Consider the following 16,008-nt stretch of genomic DNA (forward strand, 5'->3'; position numbering starts at 1 on the left):
CAATGTGGTGGAGAACCCCCAAACCATGAACAGTGGACTGAACATATTTGAGCTGCTCCGAGACGCGAGCTTGCCGGTGCTAGGGGTGCTGCTGGTGCTGCTGTTCTTCTCCTTCATGTCGTGGGTGATCATCATCCGCAAGTATTCGCAGCTGAAAGCTGCGATGGAGAACGCCGAATCGTTCGAAGAACGCTTCTGGTCCGGCGCCGATCTCGCACAGCTGTTCCGTGAAGTGAGCAACAACGGCGGCGACAACGGCGGCATGGAAAACATCTTCGAGTCGGGCTTCCGCGAATTCGTCCGTCAGCGTCAGCGCCGTGGCCTGGACATGCGCACGGTGGTGGAAGGTTCCGAACGTGCAATGCGCGTGACCGGTACCAAGGAAATCGGCGCGCTGGAACGCAATCTGGAATTTCTCGCCAACGTCGGTTCGATCAGTCCGTACGTCGGTCTGTTCGGTACGGTGTGGGGCATCATGGGTGCGTTCCAGGGCCTGGGCGAGATGAAGGACGTCACCATCGCCGTGGTGGCGCCGCACATCTCCGAAGCGCTGATCGCTACCGCGATGGGTCTGTTCGCCGCGATTCCCGCGGTGTGGGCGTACAACCGCTATGCCAACAAGGTCGAGCGCGTTGCCTCGCGCTACGAAGTGTTCCAGGAAGAGTTCTCGTCGGTGCTGCAGCGTCAGATCCAGATCGACGACGCGACCAACTAAGCGGAGAGTGCGGTCATGCGTAGTTCTGCCCGTCACAAGCGCTTCAAGCTGAAGTCGGAGATCAACGTCGTTCCCTACATCGACGTGATGCTGGTGCTGTTGATCATCTTCATGGTCACCGCGCCCATGCTCAACGCGAACGTGGACGTCAATCTGCCACAGGCGAATGCCAAGTCGCTGCACGACAAGAAAGATCCGGTGATCGTTTCGGTCGACAGCCAGGGACAGATGTACCTGACTCTGGGCACCGAAAAGAAAGAGCCGATCGATGCGGATGCGCTGAAAGTCAAAGTTAGTGCGTTCGTGCAGCAAAATCCGGACGTCAGTGTGCTCGTCGCCGGTGATCGCGACGGCAAGTACCAAGGCGTGTATCAGGTATTGGCCTTGCTGCAGCAGGCAGGCGTGGCCAAGGTGGGTTTGATGAGCGCGCCGGAGTCGGGCAATCCGAATGGACGACCGTAACGCCAAGGGCACCCCGCTTGCGGTGGTGCTTTCTGCCGTCCTTCACCTGGGCATCGTCGCGTTTCTGTTTCTTGCGACGCTGTCGTGCACGTCGTATGACGCGTTCCTGACGGCATTGCATCTGCCCAACCCAATCACGTGCACGCCGCCTCCTTTGCAATTGACAGGCAAGCCGATCGAGGCGACGTTGATCGGCAATACAGCCGCGCCGCCGCCGAAGTCTGCCAACGTCAAACCGGTTCCCAACACGGTACCGCCGCCACCGGCCGTGCCGCCGCCGCCGATTCCGCAGCCGCAAACGCCCAAGGTCCAGCAGTTGCCGCCGCCGCCCCAGCATCCGGATGTCACGGATCAGGAGCGTGTGGTGCAGGACGCCTTGCAGAAAGCCGACGACGCCAAGAAAGAACAGGAAGAGAAGGAACGTCAGCGCCAGGCCGATCTGGACGCCCAGGCGGCCAAGCGCAAGGAAGAGCAGGAAAAGGTCGATCAGCTGTTCAAGCAGATGGATCAGGCGCAAGCGCAGACGCAGAAGGCGGACAGCAAAGCCAAGCAGGCCAAACAGCAGCTGGCGGACCTGAAAAACGCTCAGCCCAACGGTAGGCCCGACTTGCCCAATGCCGATCAACCTCAGAGCGGCAACAACGCTGCAAACAGCGATCTGAGGTCCCAATACGCGGCGGCTATTCAGAACGCCGTCACACAGAATTGGACTCGGCCGGATAACATGCCGAACGTTCCGTGCACCGTGGACATCGTGCAGCTGCCCGGCGGCAACGTCATGAGCGCGAAAGTCGTCGGCAATTGCCCGTATGACGATGCCGGCAAACGTTCCGTGGAAAATGCCGTGCTGCGTGCGCAGCCGTTGCCTTACAAAGGTTTTGAAAGCGTATTCCAGCGTGAAATTACTTTCACCTTCACCCCGCAGTGAGTAAGCCCATGCGCAGATCATTTCGATCGATGTTTTCCCTCGTCCTGCTGTTGATGGCAGGCCTTGTCGCGGGCCCCGCCGTGGCACAGACGCTCAACGTGCAGATCGTCGGCGGCCTGAAAACAGCAACACCCGTCGCGGTGGTGCCGTTCGCTCAGCAAGGCGGTTCGCCGCTGCCGACCGACGTGGCCGACGTAATTCGCAACGACCTCAACCGCTGCGGCAAATTCCGCTCGCTGGCGGTGAGCGAAATCGTCGAACAACCCAGCCAGGGTTCGGACATCAAGTTCGCCACCTGGCGTTTGCTCAAGCAGGATTACATCGTCATCGGCCGCATCAAGGATGCGGGCAACGGTGCAGTCTCCGTTGAATACGAACTGTGGGATGTGAACCGCCAGCAGCGTTTGCTCGGTAACGCCATGCCGCCGGCACAGGTCAGCGATCTGCGCAGCGTCGCGCATCAGATTGCCGATGCCATCTATCAGCAGATCGAAAATGTTCCGGGCGCATTCTGGACGCGTATTGCCTACATCACCTCGGTAGGCACGGGTGCCAACCAGACTTACTCGCTGATCGTGGCCGACTCCGATGGCTACAACCCGCAGGTGGTGGCGCGTTCGCACGAGGCATTGCTGTCGCCGAAGTGGTCGCCGGATGGCTCGCGTATTGCTTACGTATCGTTTGAAAGCGGCAATTCGGCCGTCTATATCCAGAACATCCTGACCGGTGCACGCCAGCTGGTTTCCGGCCGCGCCAAGGGCATCAACAGTGCGCCCGCCTGGTCGCCGGATGGCACCAAGCTTGCGTTGTCGCTGTCCTACACGGGCAACCCCGAGATTTACGTAATGGACCTGGGTTCCCGCGCGGAAACGCGTCTCACTCAAGGTCTGGCCATCAATACCGAGCCGGTCTGGTCGCCGGATGGCCAAAGCATCTATTTCACTTCCGACCGTTCGGGCCGCCCGCAGATCTATCGCGTTTCGGCTGGCGGCGGTTCGCCGGAGCGCGTCAGCTTCCAGGGTCAGCAAAATCTCAATGCTGCCGTCAGCTATGACGGCAAGCAGATCGCCATGGTGCAGGCCGATGGGAACGTGTATCGTATTGCCATTATGGATCAGAGCCTTGGCGGCCAGGTGCGTTTCATCTCTACCGGCCCGATCGATGAATCGCCGAGCTTCGCACCCAATGCCAGCATGCTGATCTACGCCGCCGACGGATCTCCGGACGTGCTTTATGCCGTGTCGGATGACGGCATGGTCCGGCAGCGTCTGGTCTTGGCCAATGGCGATGTTCGCCAGCCGGCGTGGGGTCCCTATCGCAAAAACTGAACTTTTGTCCGGCTGCGCCCCCGAAGGGTCGTAACCGGATGACCCGAGGAGGGGTCCGGGACGCCTTAGTTTGTGTTCCGGCCATAGGGAGCGGTGCTTTTGCATCGCCCCCTTTACTGGCCTGTGCAGTACAATGCGTGGCCGTAAGTTGAAGCTGTAAGAAAAATAATCAGAACAGCCGGTCCACCGGCGAAAACTGTCCCGTAACCGCAATCGTCATTGACTGTCGGAAATCAAACCCGTTTGAAGGAACGTCACCATGAATAAGACCGTTCGTATCGCACTGGTCGCTCTGCTCTGCGTGGGCGCGGCCGCATGTAGCAAGAAGCAGGAAGTTAAGCCCCAGCCGCAGGAACAGCCGGCAGTTGAGCAAGCCCCGGCCAACAGCGGCGCCGGCAAGTACACCCCGGCTGACCTCGACACTGACGCTTGCCTGCGTCAGCGCGTTGTCTACTTCGACTTCGACAAGGACGAAGTGAAGCCGGAATTCCAGCAGATCATGCAGTGCCATGCCAAGTATCTGCAGGATCGCCCGACGTCCCAGATGCGTCTGGAAGGCAACACCGACGAGCGCGGTACGCGCGAATACAACCTGGGCCTCGGCGAGCGCCGTGGCAACGCTGTCTCCAGCGCGCTCCAGGCTAACGGTGGTTCGGCCAGCCAGATCTCCGTCATCAGCTACGGCAAAGAAAAGCCGGTTTGCCGCGAACACAACGAGGATTGCTGGAGCAAGAATCGTCGCGTCAATATCGTCTATACCGCTGAGTAATGACGTTTAAGCTGGCCCAACGCTTCACGGTCAGCATCGGCATGGCGGGCGCCTTGGCGTCCGCCATGTTGTTTATGGCCTCCGCGCATGCGCAGGATTCCTCGCCGCTGAGTCTGTCCGACCGGGTTGCCCGGCTTGAACAGCAATCGCAAGGCCAGAACCAGACGCGCATGGCCCAGGTCAACCAGCTGCAGCAGATGCAATCGCAAATGCAGCAGATGCAAGGCCAGATCGAAGAACTGCAGCATCAGTTGCAGCAGTTGCAGGATCAGAGCAAGGCGCAGTACACCGATCTGGATAGCCGCGTCGGCCGTCTGGAAAAAGGTGGTGCTTCTGCCAATCCGGCGCCTGCTGCGAACGGACCCGCATCGGCCGCGACGACACCCGTTGCCACGACCCCTGGCGCTCCAGTCGCAGGTCCTGCACCGGCAACGCCACCTCCTGCGCCAACGGCTCCCGCCGAATCGGCCGCGGACAAGGCTGGCGCCACGACCTCCTACAACGCCGCTTTCAAATCTCTCAAGGCGGGCGATTACGTCGCGTCGTCCCGGGGATTTCGCGAATTCATCCAGAAATACCCGAACGATTCGCTCACCCCCAACGCCTTTTACTGGCTGGGCGAGTCGTACTACGCCACGACCAACTACCAGGTCGCGGTGGAAGCCTTCAATCATCTGTTGAGCCAATATCCGCAGAGCGACAAAGCACCCGATGCGTTGCTCAAGCTCGGTTACAGCCAATTGCAGATGAAGCAAACCGACGCGGGTGCCGCGACACTGAAATCCGTGATCGCCAAGTATCCCAGCTCCAATGCTGCCAAGCTCGCTCAGGAACGACTGACCCGGCTTTCGCAGCAACCGGCACACTGAGGTCATGGCCGTGAATGCGAGTGACGCAAACGTGGCAAACACCACGTCGGCTGCATCCGCCGCCGAGCGTTTGCGCATCACCGAAATCTTCCACTCGATTCAAGGCGAGGCCGATGCGATCGGCTGGCGCACCGTGTTCGTGCGTCTCACCGGTTGTCCGCTGCGCTGCGTGTGGTGCGATACCGAATATTCGTTCTACGGTGGGGATTGGCGCGATATCGACGACATTCTCGCCGAGGTCGCTTCGCACGGCGCGAAGCACGTATGTGTCACCGGCGGCGAGCCGCTCGCGCAGAAGCGTTGCCTGATCCTGTTGCGAAAACTTTGCGACGAAGGTTACGAAGTATCGCTGGAAACATCCGGAGCCATCGACGTTTCCGATGTCGATCCTCGCGTGCGCAAAGTGATGGATCTGAAGGCACCCGATTCCGGCGAGAGCAAACGCAATCTCTGGACCAACCTCAATCATCTGCTGCCGCACGATCAGGTAAAGATCGTGATTGCCAGCCGCGCCGATTACGAATGGTCGCGCGATGTCGTCGCCGAACACGCGATCGACAAACGTTGCATGGTGCTGTTCTCGCCAGTGCACGGCGCCGTCGAGCCGCGCGCGCTGGCCGAATGGATTATCGAAGACAAATTGCCGGTACGTTTCCAGCTGCAGCTGCACAAGCTGCTGTGGCAGGACGCACCGGGACACTGATTTACCCGTTTAACGCGCATCGGCCTGTGTTGCCGGTAGCGCTTCCCGGCCGGTGACCGGTCGATTCAGTCGCTTGGAATTTACCCATGTCAGGAACTCATCCTCGCAAGGCCGTCATCCTCGTTTCTGGAGGCATGGACTCGGCCGTCACACTGGCCATCGCCAAGCAGCAGGGCTATCAGATTCATGCCTTGAGCGTTGCCTACGGACAACGCCACAGTTCGGAACTGGAAGCGGCCGCACGCGTCGCGCACATGCTTGGCGCGGTCGAACATAAAACCGTGCACGTGGATTTGCGCAGCATCGGCGGTTCCGCGCTCACCGCGGATATCGACGTACCGGAAGAGGGCGGCGAGGGCATTCCGGTCACTTACGTGCCCGCGCGCAACACCATCATGCTGTCGATTGCGCTCGGCTGGGCCGAAGTGCTTGGTTCCACAGACATCTGGTGTGGCGTGAATGCCGTGGATTATTCGGGTTATCCCGACTGCCGTCCCGCGTTCATCGAATCCTTCGAAAAACTCGCCAACGTCGCGACCAAGGCGGGCGTGGAAGGTGCGGGCATCCGCATTCACGCACCCCTGATGGCCATGAGCAAAGCCGATATCGCCCGCGAAGGCCAGCGCCTGGGCGTGGATTTCACCGAGACCGTCAGCTGCTATCAGGCCGATGCCCAAGGCCGCGCCTGCGGTCATTGCGATGCCTGCCGACTGCGCGCACAGGGTTTTCGCGAGGCAGGGCTGCCCGATCCAACGCGGTATGCGTGATTTGCTTGTGCCCTCGGCAGCCAGACCTTAAAATAGTGGGCTAGCTATTTTTCAAGTAGCCGATCCACCCGCTTTCGGGCCGTTAGCTCAGTCGGTAGAGCAGTAGACTTTTAATCTATTGGTCGACAGTTCGAATCTGTCACGGCCCACCAATTCGAAACCCGCAGAGCGCTTGGCTTTGCGGGTTTTTTTATGTCCGACATGCGGCCCCGACGGGCAGCGCGTGATTGGGAACAGGTGCTTCGCAACATAGGCGTCGAAGATGACGTCGCGATACCAAAGCGTCATAGACGGTCACCCTCGGATTAGCGCAGGCTCTCGGAAGCGTCTGTTGACGCACAAGACCGTCGGCCCACCGAAGAATCGAAGGAGGGTTATCGTCATGGTTTCAGAGTTGAAGCGATCGAATCGTTTTCTATTTCTGGCAGTGCCCGCGATTGCCGGTGCGATCAGTATTTTCCAGCCGACCATGGCGCCCGCCGCTGGTCCGCCCATGCAAAGTGGCGCGTCGACAGGTAACGAAGTCACTTCAGTCTTGGCGATGGGTGCCGGTGCGAGTGGTCAAGCGGCCGCCACGCAATCACCCGATGACACATCCATCCGGCCTTTTCCAAAAATCCACATATCGGACGCGGCACTCGCGGATTTGCATCGTCGGATTGCCGCAACACGGTGGCCCGACAAGGAGACCGTCACGGATGCGTCGCAAGGCGTGCAGCTCGCCACCATGAAGAAACTCGCCAGCTATTGGCAGTCGAGTTACAACTGGCGCAAGGTCGAAGCGAGATTGAATGCGTTGCCGCAATTCGTGACAACCATCGACGGCGTGGACATTCAATTCATCTACGTTCGTTCGAAGAACAAGAACGCATTGCCGATCATCATCACCCACGGTTGGCCGGGTTCGATCATCGAGCAGATGAAGGTCATCGATCCGTTGGTGAACCCAACGGCTCACGGGGGCAACGCATCAGACTCATTTGACGTAGTGATACCGTCGCTCCCCGGCTACGGATTTTCAGGGAAACCCACAACTACCGGTTGGGACCCGCAGCATATTGCGCGCGCATGGACGGTGCTGATGAAGCGCTTGGGATACAAGCATTTTGTGGCGCAAGGAGGCGATTGGGGTGATGCAGTAACCGAACAGATGGCCGTGCAGGCGCCGCCAGAATTGCTCGCCATTCACACCAATATGCCTGCCACCGTGCCGGACGACATCGCCAAGGACCTTGCGGCGGGTGGACCGCCACCAGCCGGTCTTTCACCCGACGAGAAGCATGCGTACGAGCAGCTTGATTTCTTTTATAAGCACGGGCTGGGGTATGCGCAGGAGATGACGAATCGCCCGCAAACGCTCTATGGACTCGAAGATTCGCCGGTCGGCCTTGCCGCCTGGATGCTCGATCATGATGCGGCCAGCTACGCGCTCATCACGCGCGTCTTTGACGGTCAAACCGAAGGTCTTTCGAAGGATGACATTCTCGACAACATCACCCTCTATTGGCTGACGAATACCGCAGTGTCGTCGGCCCGTCTTTACTGGGAAAACAAGCTCGCCTTTTTCGAGCCGAAGCACGTCATGATCCCGGTTGCGGTGAGTGTATTCCCGGATGAAATTTATGCGGCGCCGAAGAGCTGGGCAGAGAAGGCATATCCCAAACTCATTCATTACAACCGTCTTGACAAGGGCGGCCACTTTGCAGCGTGGGAACAGCCGCAGCTGTTCGTCGACGAAATCAGGACGTCATTCAGGCCGTTGCGAGAAAAATAGTGGTGAACGAGCGTCGTCGGCAGAGTTCGAGCTCTCAATGCCCCGGTACATAGGGAAATGAAAGGGACTCGTAGTATTTGAGTGAGTGCTGCGGCGGTGCGAAGCCCGGCGGTAGCGGGCGGCCGGAAATACTCTGGAAGTAGGCGATGCAGGCGTCACGCCACCACTGCGCTTCTCTTTCCTGGATGGCGAGGAAGGTTGCGGTCTGTTGGTATCGCTCTGTATCGATATAGCCGTCCAAACGACTCCAGGTTTCGCGCATTTGCATCACGTGGTCGACGCCTTGCGTGTAATGCGCCACCAGCTCGTACCACAGCGTTTGACCAGAGCGCATGCGGTAGTCCCATGAGACATGATGGAACCAGAGCAGCAGCTCTTCGGGCGTCTGCTTCACATCGTTGAATTGTGCAGCGATTGAGGGTTCGTATTGGTCTACGGCATCGCTGCCGCTTCGGGTTCGATCAAAACCGATGCCTTCGCTGTCGGCGCGATGGTAGTAAACGGGCCGCCAATCCGCGCGCGGTTCACTCGCATCCCACGGGGCAGGGCCGTAGTGGTGGCCGGGGCCCATCAGGTGATGCAGGCCAAGCGGCGTCATGTAATCGACAGCTGCCTCGCGCGAACCCATCATCATGTCGACCACGGGTTTGACGAAGGCAACGTCGTTGGTGAACGTCATCCGCACCCAATCGTCGGCGATGGCACGCGATGACTGCGTGGGATTCCACGCCAGACGGCCGAACACGTACCAGTTCGCCTGATTGAAAACCGAGCCGCTCCAGTTCTGGTCGGTGCCGATGTTGGCGACGCCAGCGATGCCCGATAACGTGTGGTTATCCAGCGTGCCGTCGATCACCTTCGCGACGGTGGAGCCCTTGCCGTGCGTCATGGTGTCGGCCGATAGCACCTCTTCGTACAACGGGCCCAGATAGACCAGATGCGTCGCGAAGCCGAGGTATTCCTTCGTGATCTGGAACTCCATCATCAGCGGCGTCTTCGGCATCGCACCGAACAGCGGGTTGAAGGGTTCTCTCGGTTGAAAATCGATCGGCCCGTTCTTCACTTGCAACAACACGTTGGCGCGGAAGTGACCGTCGAGCGATTTGAACTCGTCGTACGCCTGTTTGGCGCGGTCTGCCGAAGCGGACTGTGAATACACAAAGGCCCGCCACATCACGACACCACCGTGTGGTGCGAGCGCATCGGCAAGCATGTTGGCGCCATCGGCATGCGTGCGCCCGTAGTCCTGCGGGCCGGGTTGACCTTCGGAGTTGGCCTTGACGAGGAAACCGCCGAAGTCGGGAATCAGTTTGTAGATTTCGCCCGCTTTCGTGCGCCACCATTGTTGTACTTGCGGATCGAGCGGATCGGCGGTCTTCAATCCACCTATTTCAATCGGCGCACTGAAGCGAGCGCTGAGATAGACGCGGATGCCATAGGGTCGAAATACGTTGGCCAGCGCCGCCACCTTTTCCAGATACACGGGCGTAAGGATCTGAGGTGTGGCGTTGACGTTGTTCAGCACCACGCCATTGATGCCGATCGATGCATTCGCGCGTGCATAGTCGGTGTAGCGCGGAGCGAGCCAATCGGGAAGTTTGAACCAATCCCAGATCGAGGTGCCGGCATAGCCGCGTTCGACACTGCCGTCCAGATTGTCCCAGTGGTCGAGCACGCGCAGTTTCACGCGTGGCGAGTCGCGCAGGTCGAGATGGGCGATGGGCTGATCGGTCTGCAGCAGACGCAGAAAATGGAACGCGCCGTACAGCGCACCGATGTCGTCATTTGCAATGATGACGGTTGCGGCGTGACCGTCCACGTTTACGTGGCGGATCAAATAACCTTCATGTCCCAGATCGGCGGTATCCAGCCGCAGGCGCGCGATTAGCGGTGACGATGCGGGCGTGCCGACAATGATCGCGCCATCACGTGTGACGGTATCGGAGAGGGACGGAGCCTGCCCAAGCAATCCAAGCAAGCCGCGCTGCAATTCTTCGCGGGTAACCCTTTGAGTCGGTGTCGCGGAACCCATGACCAATTGCGAAGCGTCGATGCGGTAGATAGTTGCCTGCCCGGCGGTGAGCGGGTGATAGCGCAGCCACAGTTCGTAGCCGTCTTCAGCTCGCGCAGACGTCACATGCAGAACGGAGGCAACGATCAATATGGCGAGCGCGAAGGCTCGGGACAGCCAGCGATGACGAGGGGATTTATTTCGCATGGGATTGCCGCTGCCCAGGGCTTTGACCGCTGGCGACGATCGGTGCACGAAAATCGGCGTCCAACTTTATAAAGCACTCGCGAACCGCCTCAAGGCACCATTCGGATTTTTGCGCAGGGCCGGCATCGTCGTTCGCGATCATTGTGAGCGACGGGATCTCAGCGGCAATGCCTGGACGAGCCTCAGCATGGTGCGCGAAAGGCTCGACGTTCTGAGTGCCATCATCGAGTCCGACAACAGGGCCCATACATCCCTCGTGGATGGTTATGTTAGCGCTACCATTTAAATTACCGGGGAACCATCGCGCTGACAAGGATGCCATCTAGCTGTTTGCAGATGAGGAAGGGTAAATAGGGCTCACTGCTTGTGCGTTAGCGAAGGCTATGCCGCAATGGACCGTGTGACACAGCGCTATCAGTTGGAACGGTTAGCGCTTTGCTCGTTACCCCAAGCCTGCAGCAGCGTGCGCGTCTGATTGAGTATGGCCGTCTTGATCAATGCGGCTTTGGCGGCATCGATTTCTTTCCATCCCAACATGTCCAGGCAAGCACCCGGCGGATGATAGAACGGCATGATCTGACCTTTCAGCGCAAGCAATCGGATGCGTGTCAACGGATCATTGGGACCGGTGCCAGTAATGCGCGAAAGCAAGGTGATGATCAGTTTGTTCAGCGGTTGCTTCAAGCGCCGATGCAGCATCTTGGAAGCCATGGACGGCTCTTCATCACCGAGCTCGCGGGCGACGAACAGGCGCCGGTTCGACGCGAAGGGTTGCATGAGCACGGAGTCCAACATCGCCGCATGGATGGCGACGTAGGCGTCGATCATCGCATCCATGCCGGCATCGCTCTTCAGCGCATCGCTGGCCTGGCGCATGGCTGGTGCGAAGCGGGCTTTGAGATCGTTGGTGATGTACTCGGCGCAGGCCTTATAAACCCCCTCTTTGTTCTCGAAGTAATACTGCAGGGCTGGCGCGTTGACGCCAGCGGCAGTGGCGATATCGCGTGTCGAGGCGCCGGCGAAGCCATGCTCGCCGAATAGTTTTACCGCCGCAGTAATGATCCGCTGGCGCGTTTCGTCGCCGCGTGCATAGCCGCCGGCCGGTGGGCGACGGGGGCGCTTGGTTTGGCTCATTCGGCTTCTCTACGGCTCACTCGACAAAGATATCATTTGACAAATATATTCCAATCGGAATAAATATTCCACTTGGTATAATTTTGGACGATCAGGCATGCCCGCACCCACTGGAACCACCTCAGGCGATGCAACGAAGGACAATGCTGCGCCACCGGCGCGGCGGTCGAACGTGCGCCGCTTTCTTCTGCCGATCGGCATCGTGGTGCTGATCGCGGGCGTGCTGGCATTGGCCTACTGGTGGCTCGTCGGCCGTTTCATGCAGAGCACGGACGACGCGTATCTACAGGCGGACAGCGTCACCGTGGCGCCCAAAGTCAGCGGCTACATCACGGATGTCTACGTGGGCGACAACGTGACCGTGAAGCCGGGCGACCCGCTCGTGCGGCTCGATAGCCGGCAATACCAGGCTGCACTGGACCAGGCGCAGGCGACTGTCGATGCGCGCGAGGCAGATATTCAGCGAGCCCAAGCCGGTATCCAGCAACAGCGTGCCGCCATCGAACAGGCCAAGGCGCAATTGCTGGTTGCGCAAGTCGCCAGCCGCCACGCGGAAGACGAAGTGCGCCGTTACGCGCCGTTGGCGACCACCGGCGCCGAGAGCGGCGATCAGTTGTCGGTACTGACCAGCAACCGCGATCAGGCTCGCGCAACGCTTGCTGCCGATACCGCTGCGGTCGATCAGGCACAGGCGAGAATCACCGACCTGACCGCGCAGATCGCCCAGGCGCGCGCGCAGTTGGAAGCAGCGCAGGCATCCGCGCGGCAATCACAGCTCGACATGCAGGACACGCTGGTACGCAGCACGTTGGCGGGCAGGGTGGGCGATCGCACGGTGCGCGTCGGACAATACGCGCAACCGGGCACGCGTTTGATGACGATCGTGCCCGTGCAGAACGTCTATCTCACCGCCAACTTCAAGGAAACGCAGATCGGCCGGATGCGCGCGGGCCAGCACGCGACTATCCATGTCGATGCGTTGCCGGATGCGGATATCCACGGTGTCGTCGACAGCTTTGCGCCGGGCACCGGTTCGGAATTCGCACTGTTGCCGCCGGAGAATGCAACCGGCAACTTCACCAAGATCGTGCAGCGCGTCCCCGTGCGCATTCGTCTCGATACGAATGATCAAACACGCAAATTGCTGGTGCCCGGATTGTCGGTAACCGTGGACGTGGACACGCGCTCATCGACCGATAACGCACAGCCCGAGACGGCGGACAATCATCATGGCTGAGGCGGCCGCTGCATCGGCCCACCATCCTGAACGTGCCAGCGCGGCGGATTGGATCGCCGTGGCGGCAGGTTCGCTTGGCGCATTGATGGCCACGCTGGACATCTCGATCACCAATTCCGCTTTGCCGCAGATCCAGGGAGAAATCGGCGCCACGGGCACCGAGGGTACGTGGATTTCGACCGGCTATCTGATGTCGGAGATCGTGATCATTCCGCTTGCCGCGTGGTTGACGCGCGTATTCGGCTTGCGAAATTTTTTGCTTAGCGCCTCGATACTTTTCATTCTTTTTTCGATGATGTGCGGCCTGTCGCACACGTTGACGGCGATGATCATCGGCCGCATCGGTCAGGGCCTGACGGGCGGCGCGATGATTCCCACCGGTCAGACCATCATTCGCAGTCGTCTGCCGATGTCGCAGTTGCCGGTGGGCATGACGATCTTCGGCTTGATCGTGCTGCTGGGTCCGCTGCTCGGTCCCGTGTTGGGCGGCTGGCTTACGGAAAATATCAGCTGGAGCTGGTGTTTCTTCATCAACCTGCCGGTGTGCCTGGGACTGATTGCGTTGTTGCTGATCGGCCTTCCGTCGGATCGCCCGCATTGGGATGCGGTGCGGCAAGCCGATTGGGTGGGCATCGTCGGACTCTCTGCCGGTCTCAGCTCGTTGACCGTCGTGCTGGAAGAAGGTCAACGCGAACGCTGGTTCGAATCCAACATGATCGTGTGGCTCAGCGTGCTGTCGTTCGCTGGCATGGTGTTGATCGCGATCTCGCAATTCACCGCGAAGAAGCCGGTGATGCGCTTGAGCCTGCTGCGCAATCCACGCTACGCCAGCGTCATCACCATCGTGACGATTGTTGGTGGCGTGTTCTATTCGGTGATCTATTTGATTCCGCAATTTCTCGGCTTGATCGCGGGATACAACGCCGAACAGTCCGGCTGGATCATGTTGATGTCCGGATTGCCGGCCTTTTTGGTCATGCCCTTGTTGCCGAGACTATTGGGCAGAGTCGATTTCCGCATATTGTGCATCATCGGCCTGCTGTGTTTCGTCGTGAGTTGCCTGTTGGATATTCATCTGACAGCGCAAAGCGTCGGCCACGATTTCGTGTGGTCGCAGCTGATTCGCGGTTCGGGTCAGATGCTGGTATTCATGCCGTTGAATCAAGCTTCGATGGCTGCCGTATCGCGAGAAGAAGCAGGCGACGCGGCGGGTGTCTACAACATGGCGCGCAATCTCGGCGGTTCGATCGGTTTGGCCATCATCGGTACGGTGATCGATCGGCGCAACACGTTTCATGTTGCTGCGATACGCGAGTCATTGACCGCCAATTCGCTGCTGGGACAGGAGCGCATCGCGGCTTACGCAGCCAATTGGTTCGCGCGTACCGGCGACATGGCGTATTCGAAAATGCGTGCACTAGGTCAAATCGCCGCGCAGATCCAGCAGCAGGCCATGGTGATCACCTTTTCGGAAACCTTTTACGTGCTCGCCATTGCATTGGCGCTGTGCATACCGCTTGCGTTGCTGCTGAAGACGCCGACTTATCACGCGCCGGCGTCTGGAGGGCATTAAGGATGTTTGTTATGTCTAGGACTCATTCGTCCTCCTCGCGCGTGGCACTGATCGCATTGGTGACCGCGGCCACTACGCTTTCTGGTTGCACGGTCGGCCCTGATTACCACGGTGCACCACAGGTAGCGAACGACGCCGTGCATGCGCATACCTTCGTGCGTGCGCCGGTCGGTGGTGTGACGCAGGCACATGCGCCAAGCAAATGGTGGACGACGCTGGACGACGCCAAGCTGGATGCGTTGATCGATGCCGCGCTGGCACACAATCAGGATCTGCAAGCGGCGCAGGCACGCCTGCGGGAATCGCGCGCGCAGTTGCAGCAGCAGCGTGCCCAGGAACTGCCGACCGTTTCGGCCGATGCAGCGGCGCTGCGTATGCGTGAGCCGGATTTATCCGGTCTGCAGTCATTGCAGCAATCGAACAGCAACACGGCCTCGACAGGACAAACCGCAAACACGTCGCACGGCCAAGGTCCGTTGCAACTGTATTCCGCGGGCTTCGATGCGTCCTGGGAAATCGATTTGTTTGGCGGCACGCGCCGCGCAGTCGAATCTGCTTCCGCCCAAGCCGAGGCGGTCGATGCCGACCTCGCCGACACGCAGGTGTCGCTGGCCGCCGAAGTGGCACAGGCATACATCGGTTTGCGCGATCAGCAACAGCGTCTCGCCTTGGCCAATCGGTCCGCTGAACTGGAGCAGCAGACGCTCGCGCTGATCAGGCAACGCCGTGCGCGTGGCGTCGGTACCGATGCGGATGTCGAACGTCAGACCACGCAAGTTGAAAACACGCGGGCGACATTGATTCCGCTCGACGAGCAAATCACCGAATCGCTGGATCAGCTTGCCTTGCTCACGGGGCAGGCGCCAGGTGCGTTGGACAACGAATTGTCGGCACCGGGATCGCTACCGACACTGCCCGAGACCGTGGCAATCGATGATCCCGCGACGATGCTTCAGCAGCGCCCGGATATCCGCGCCGCGGAACGCCGGCTTGCATCGAGCAATGCGCAGATTGGCGAACACACGGCCGATCTGTTTCCCAAGGTGACGATGCTTGGCTTCATCGGCTCAAACGCCTCCGATCCAGGACATCTCACGCGGAAAAGCTCGCTCACCTGGCTGGGCGTGCCTTATCTGCAATGGGATGTGCTTGATTTCGGCCGCACGCGAGGCGCCATCCGTCAGGCGGAAGCCGGTCGTGACGAAGCGACGGCGCGTTACACGCAGACTGTGCTCGCCGCCTTGCAAGATGCCAACAACGCGCTATCCCGTTACGGACATCAGCGCGACACCGTGGCGCGCCTTCAGCAGATCGAAGCATCGGCCGATCGTTCCGCGACGCTGATGCATCAACGTTACGATGCGGGTGCATCCTCGTTGATCGACCTGCTGGATACCGAGCGCCAGCAGTTCAGCGCGCAACAGAATCGGGTCGAAGGTCAGGCGGATTTGCTAAAGGACTTTGTATCGTTGCAGAAGAGTCTGGGACTCGGTTGGGTCCCCGCGCAACGATGAGCGTTCGGCCCGGCAAG

General features: G+C 59.7%; 15 protein-coding genes and 1 tRNA gene. 14 read left to right on the plus strand and 2 right to left on the minus strand.

Annotation, left to right across the window (positions count from 1 at the left end):
* The first annotated feature begins 25 nt into the window (after positions 1 to 25).
* The 10 genes from tolQ (at position 26) to EKH79_RS14900 (ending at position 8,315) form a co-directional block, all read left to right on the plus strand.
* Positions 26 to 715 (plus strand): protein TolQ, encoded by a 690-nt coding sequence (gene tolQ / locus EKH79_RS14855; protein WP_126674614.1) that lies wholly within the window; start codon positions 26 to 28, stop codon positions 713 to 715.
* Between the two features lie 15 nt (positions 716 to 730).
* A complete protein-coding gene (tolR, locus tag EKH79_RS14860; RefSeq protein ID WP_126674615.1) occupies positions 731 to 1,177 on the plus strand; it encodes a protein TolR in 447 nt (148 codons plus the stop codon).
* Positions 1,164 to 2,105, plus strand: a complete 942-nt coding sequence (locus tag EKH79_RS14865; RefSeq protein ID WP_126674616.1) for a cell envelope integrity TolA family protein — start codon at positions 1,164 to 1,166, stop codon at positions 2,103 to 2,105. The genes tolR and EKH79_RS14865 overlap by 14 nt, the downstream gene beginning before the upstream one ends.
* An 8-nt stretch (positions 2,106 to 2,113) precedes the next feature.
* On the plus strand, positions 2,114 to 3,433 hold the full coding sequence (gene tolB / locus EKH79_RS14870) for a Tol-Pal system beta propeller repeat protein TolB (RefSeq protein ID WP_126674617.1): 1,320 nt from the start codon (positions 2,114 to 2,116) through the stop codon (positions 3,431 to 3,433).
* 259 nt (positions 3,434 to 3,692) lie between these two features.
* Positions 3,693 to 4,202, plus strand: coding sequence for a peptidoglycan-associated lipoprotein Pal (gene pal / locus EKH79_RS14875; protein ID WP_126674618.1), 510 nt, complete (start codon positions 3,693 to 3,695; stop codon positions 4,200 to 4,202).
* On the plus strand, positions 4,202 to 5,071 hold the full coding sequence (ybgF, locus tag EKH79_RS14880; RefSeq protein ID WP_199754343.1) for a tol-pal system protein YbgF: 870 nt from the start codon (positions 4,202 to 4,204) through the stop codon (positions 5,069 to 5,071). The genes pal and ybgF overlap by 1 nt, the downstream gene beginning before the upstream one ends.
* A 4-nt stretch (positions 5,072 to 5,075) precedes the next feature.
* Positions 5,076 to 5,774: a 7-carboxy-7-deazaguanine synthase QueE gene (gene queE / locus EKH79_RS14885; RefSeq protein WP_126674619.1), complete on the plus strand. Its 699-nt coding sequence runs from the start codon at positions 5,076 to 5,078 to the stop codon at positions 5,772 to 5,774.
* An 86-nt stretch (positions 5,775 to 5,860) separates the two neighbouring features.
* Positions 5,861 to 6,541, plus strand: a complete 681-nt coding sequence (queC, locus tag EKH79_RS14890; protein WP_126674620.1) for a 7-cyano-7-deazaguanine synthase QueC — start codon at positions 5,861 to 5,863, stop codon at positions 6,539 to 6,541.
* Positions 6,542 to 6,617: 76 nt separating this feature from the next.
* Positions 6,618 to 6,693 (plus strand) — tRNA-Lys (locus EKH79_RS14895).
* A gap of 230 nt (positions 6,694 to 6,923) precedes the next feature.
* On the plus strand, positions 6,924 to 8,315 hold the full coding sequence (locus tag EKH79_RS14900) for an epoxide hydrolase family protein (RefSeq protein WP_199754344.1): 1,392 nt from the start codon (positions 6,924 to 6,926) through the stop codon (positions 8,313 to 8,315).
* A 34-nt stretch (positions 8,316 to 8,349) separates the two neighbouring features.
* Here EKH79_RS14900 and EKH79_RS14905 read toward each other — a convergent pair whose 3' ends face one another.
* On the minus strand, positions 8,350 to 10,533 hold the full coding sequence (locus EKH79_RS14905; RefSeq protein WP_126674621.1) for an alpha-glucuronidase family glycosyl hydrolase: 2,184 nt from the start codon (positions 10,531 to 10,533) through the stop codon (positions 8,350 to 8,352).
* On the opposite strand from EKH79_RS14905, the gene EKH79_RS14910 reads away from it, so the two are divergent.
* A complete protein-coding gene (locus EKH79_RS14910; protein ID WP_126674622.1) occupies positions 10,532 to 10,819 on the plus strand; it encodes a hypothetical protein in 288 nt (95 codons plus the stop codon). The genes EKH79_RS14905 and EKH79_RS14910 overlap by 2 nt on opposite strands.
* A 128-nt stretch (positions 10,820 to 10,947) precedes the next feature.
* On the opposite strand, the gene EKH79_RS14915 is transcribed toward EKH79_RS14910, so the two are convergent.
* Complete coding sequence (locus tag EKH79_RS14915; protein ID WP_126674623.1) at positions 10,948 to 11,667, minus strand: CerR family C-terminal domain-containing protein; 720 nt, start codon at positions 11,665 to 11,667, stop codon at positions 10,948 to 10,950.
* Positions 11,668 to 11,764: 97 nt separating this feature from the next.
* Here EKH79_RS14915 and EKH79_RS14920 point away from each other — a divergent pair, with 97 nt between their 5' ends.
* Genes EKH79_RS14920 through EKH79_RS14930 form a run of 3 tightly spaced genes read left to right on the plus strand, consistent with a single transcriptional unit; the run spans position 11,765 to position 15,991 of the window.
* Positions 11,765 to 12,904 (plus strand): HlyD family secretion protein, encoded by a 1,140-nt coding sequence (locus tag EKH79_RS14920; protein WP_126674624.1) that lies wholly within the window; start codon positions 11,765 to 11,767, stop codon positions 12,902 to 12,904.
* Positions 12,897 to 14,477, plus strand: a complete 1,581-nt coding sequence (locus tag EKH79_RS14925; protein ID WP_126674625.1) for an MDR family MFS transporter — start codon at positions 12,897 to 12,899, stop codon at positions 14,475 to 14,477. Before EKH79_RS14920 ends, EKH79_RS14925 begins: the two co-directional genes overlap by 8 nt.
* Before the next feature lie 11 nt (positions 14,478 to 14,488).
* Positions 14,489 to 15,991, plus strand: a complete 1,503-nt coding sequence (locus EKH79_RS14930) for an efflux transporter outer membrane subunit (RefSeq protein ID WP_199754345.1) — start codon at positions 14,489 to 14,491, stop codon at positions 15,989 to 15,991.
* The last annotated feature ends 17 nt before the right edge of the window (positions 15,992 to 16,008 follow it).

It is taken from the genome of Dyella dinghuensis (assembly GCF_003977615.1).
Taxonomy (GTDB): Bacteria; Pseudomonadota; Gammaproteobacteria; order Xanthomonadales; family Rhodanobacteraceae; genus Dyella_B; species Dyella_B dinghuensis.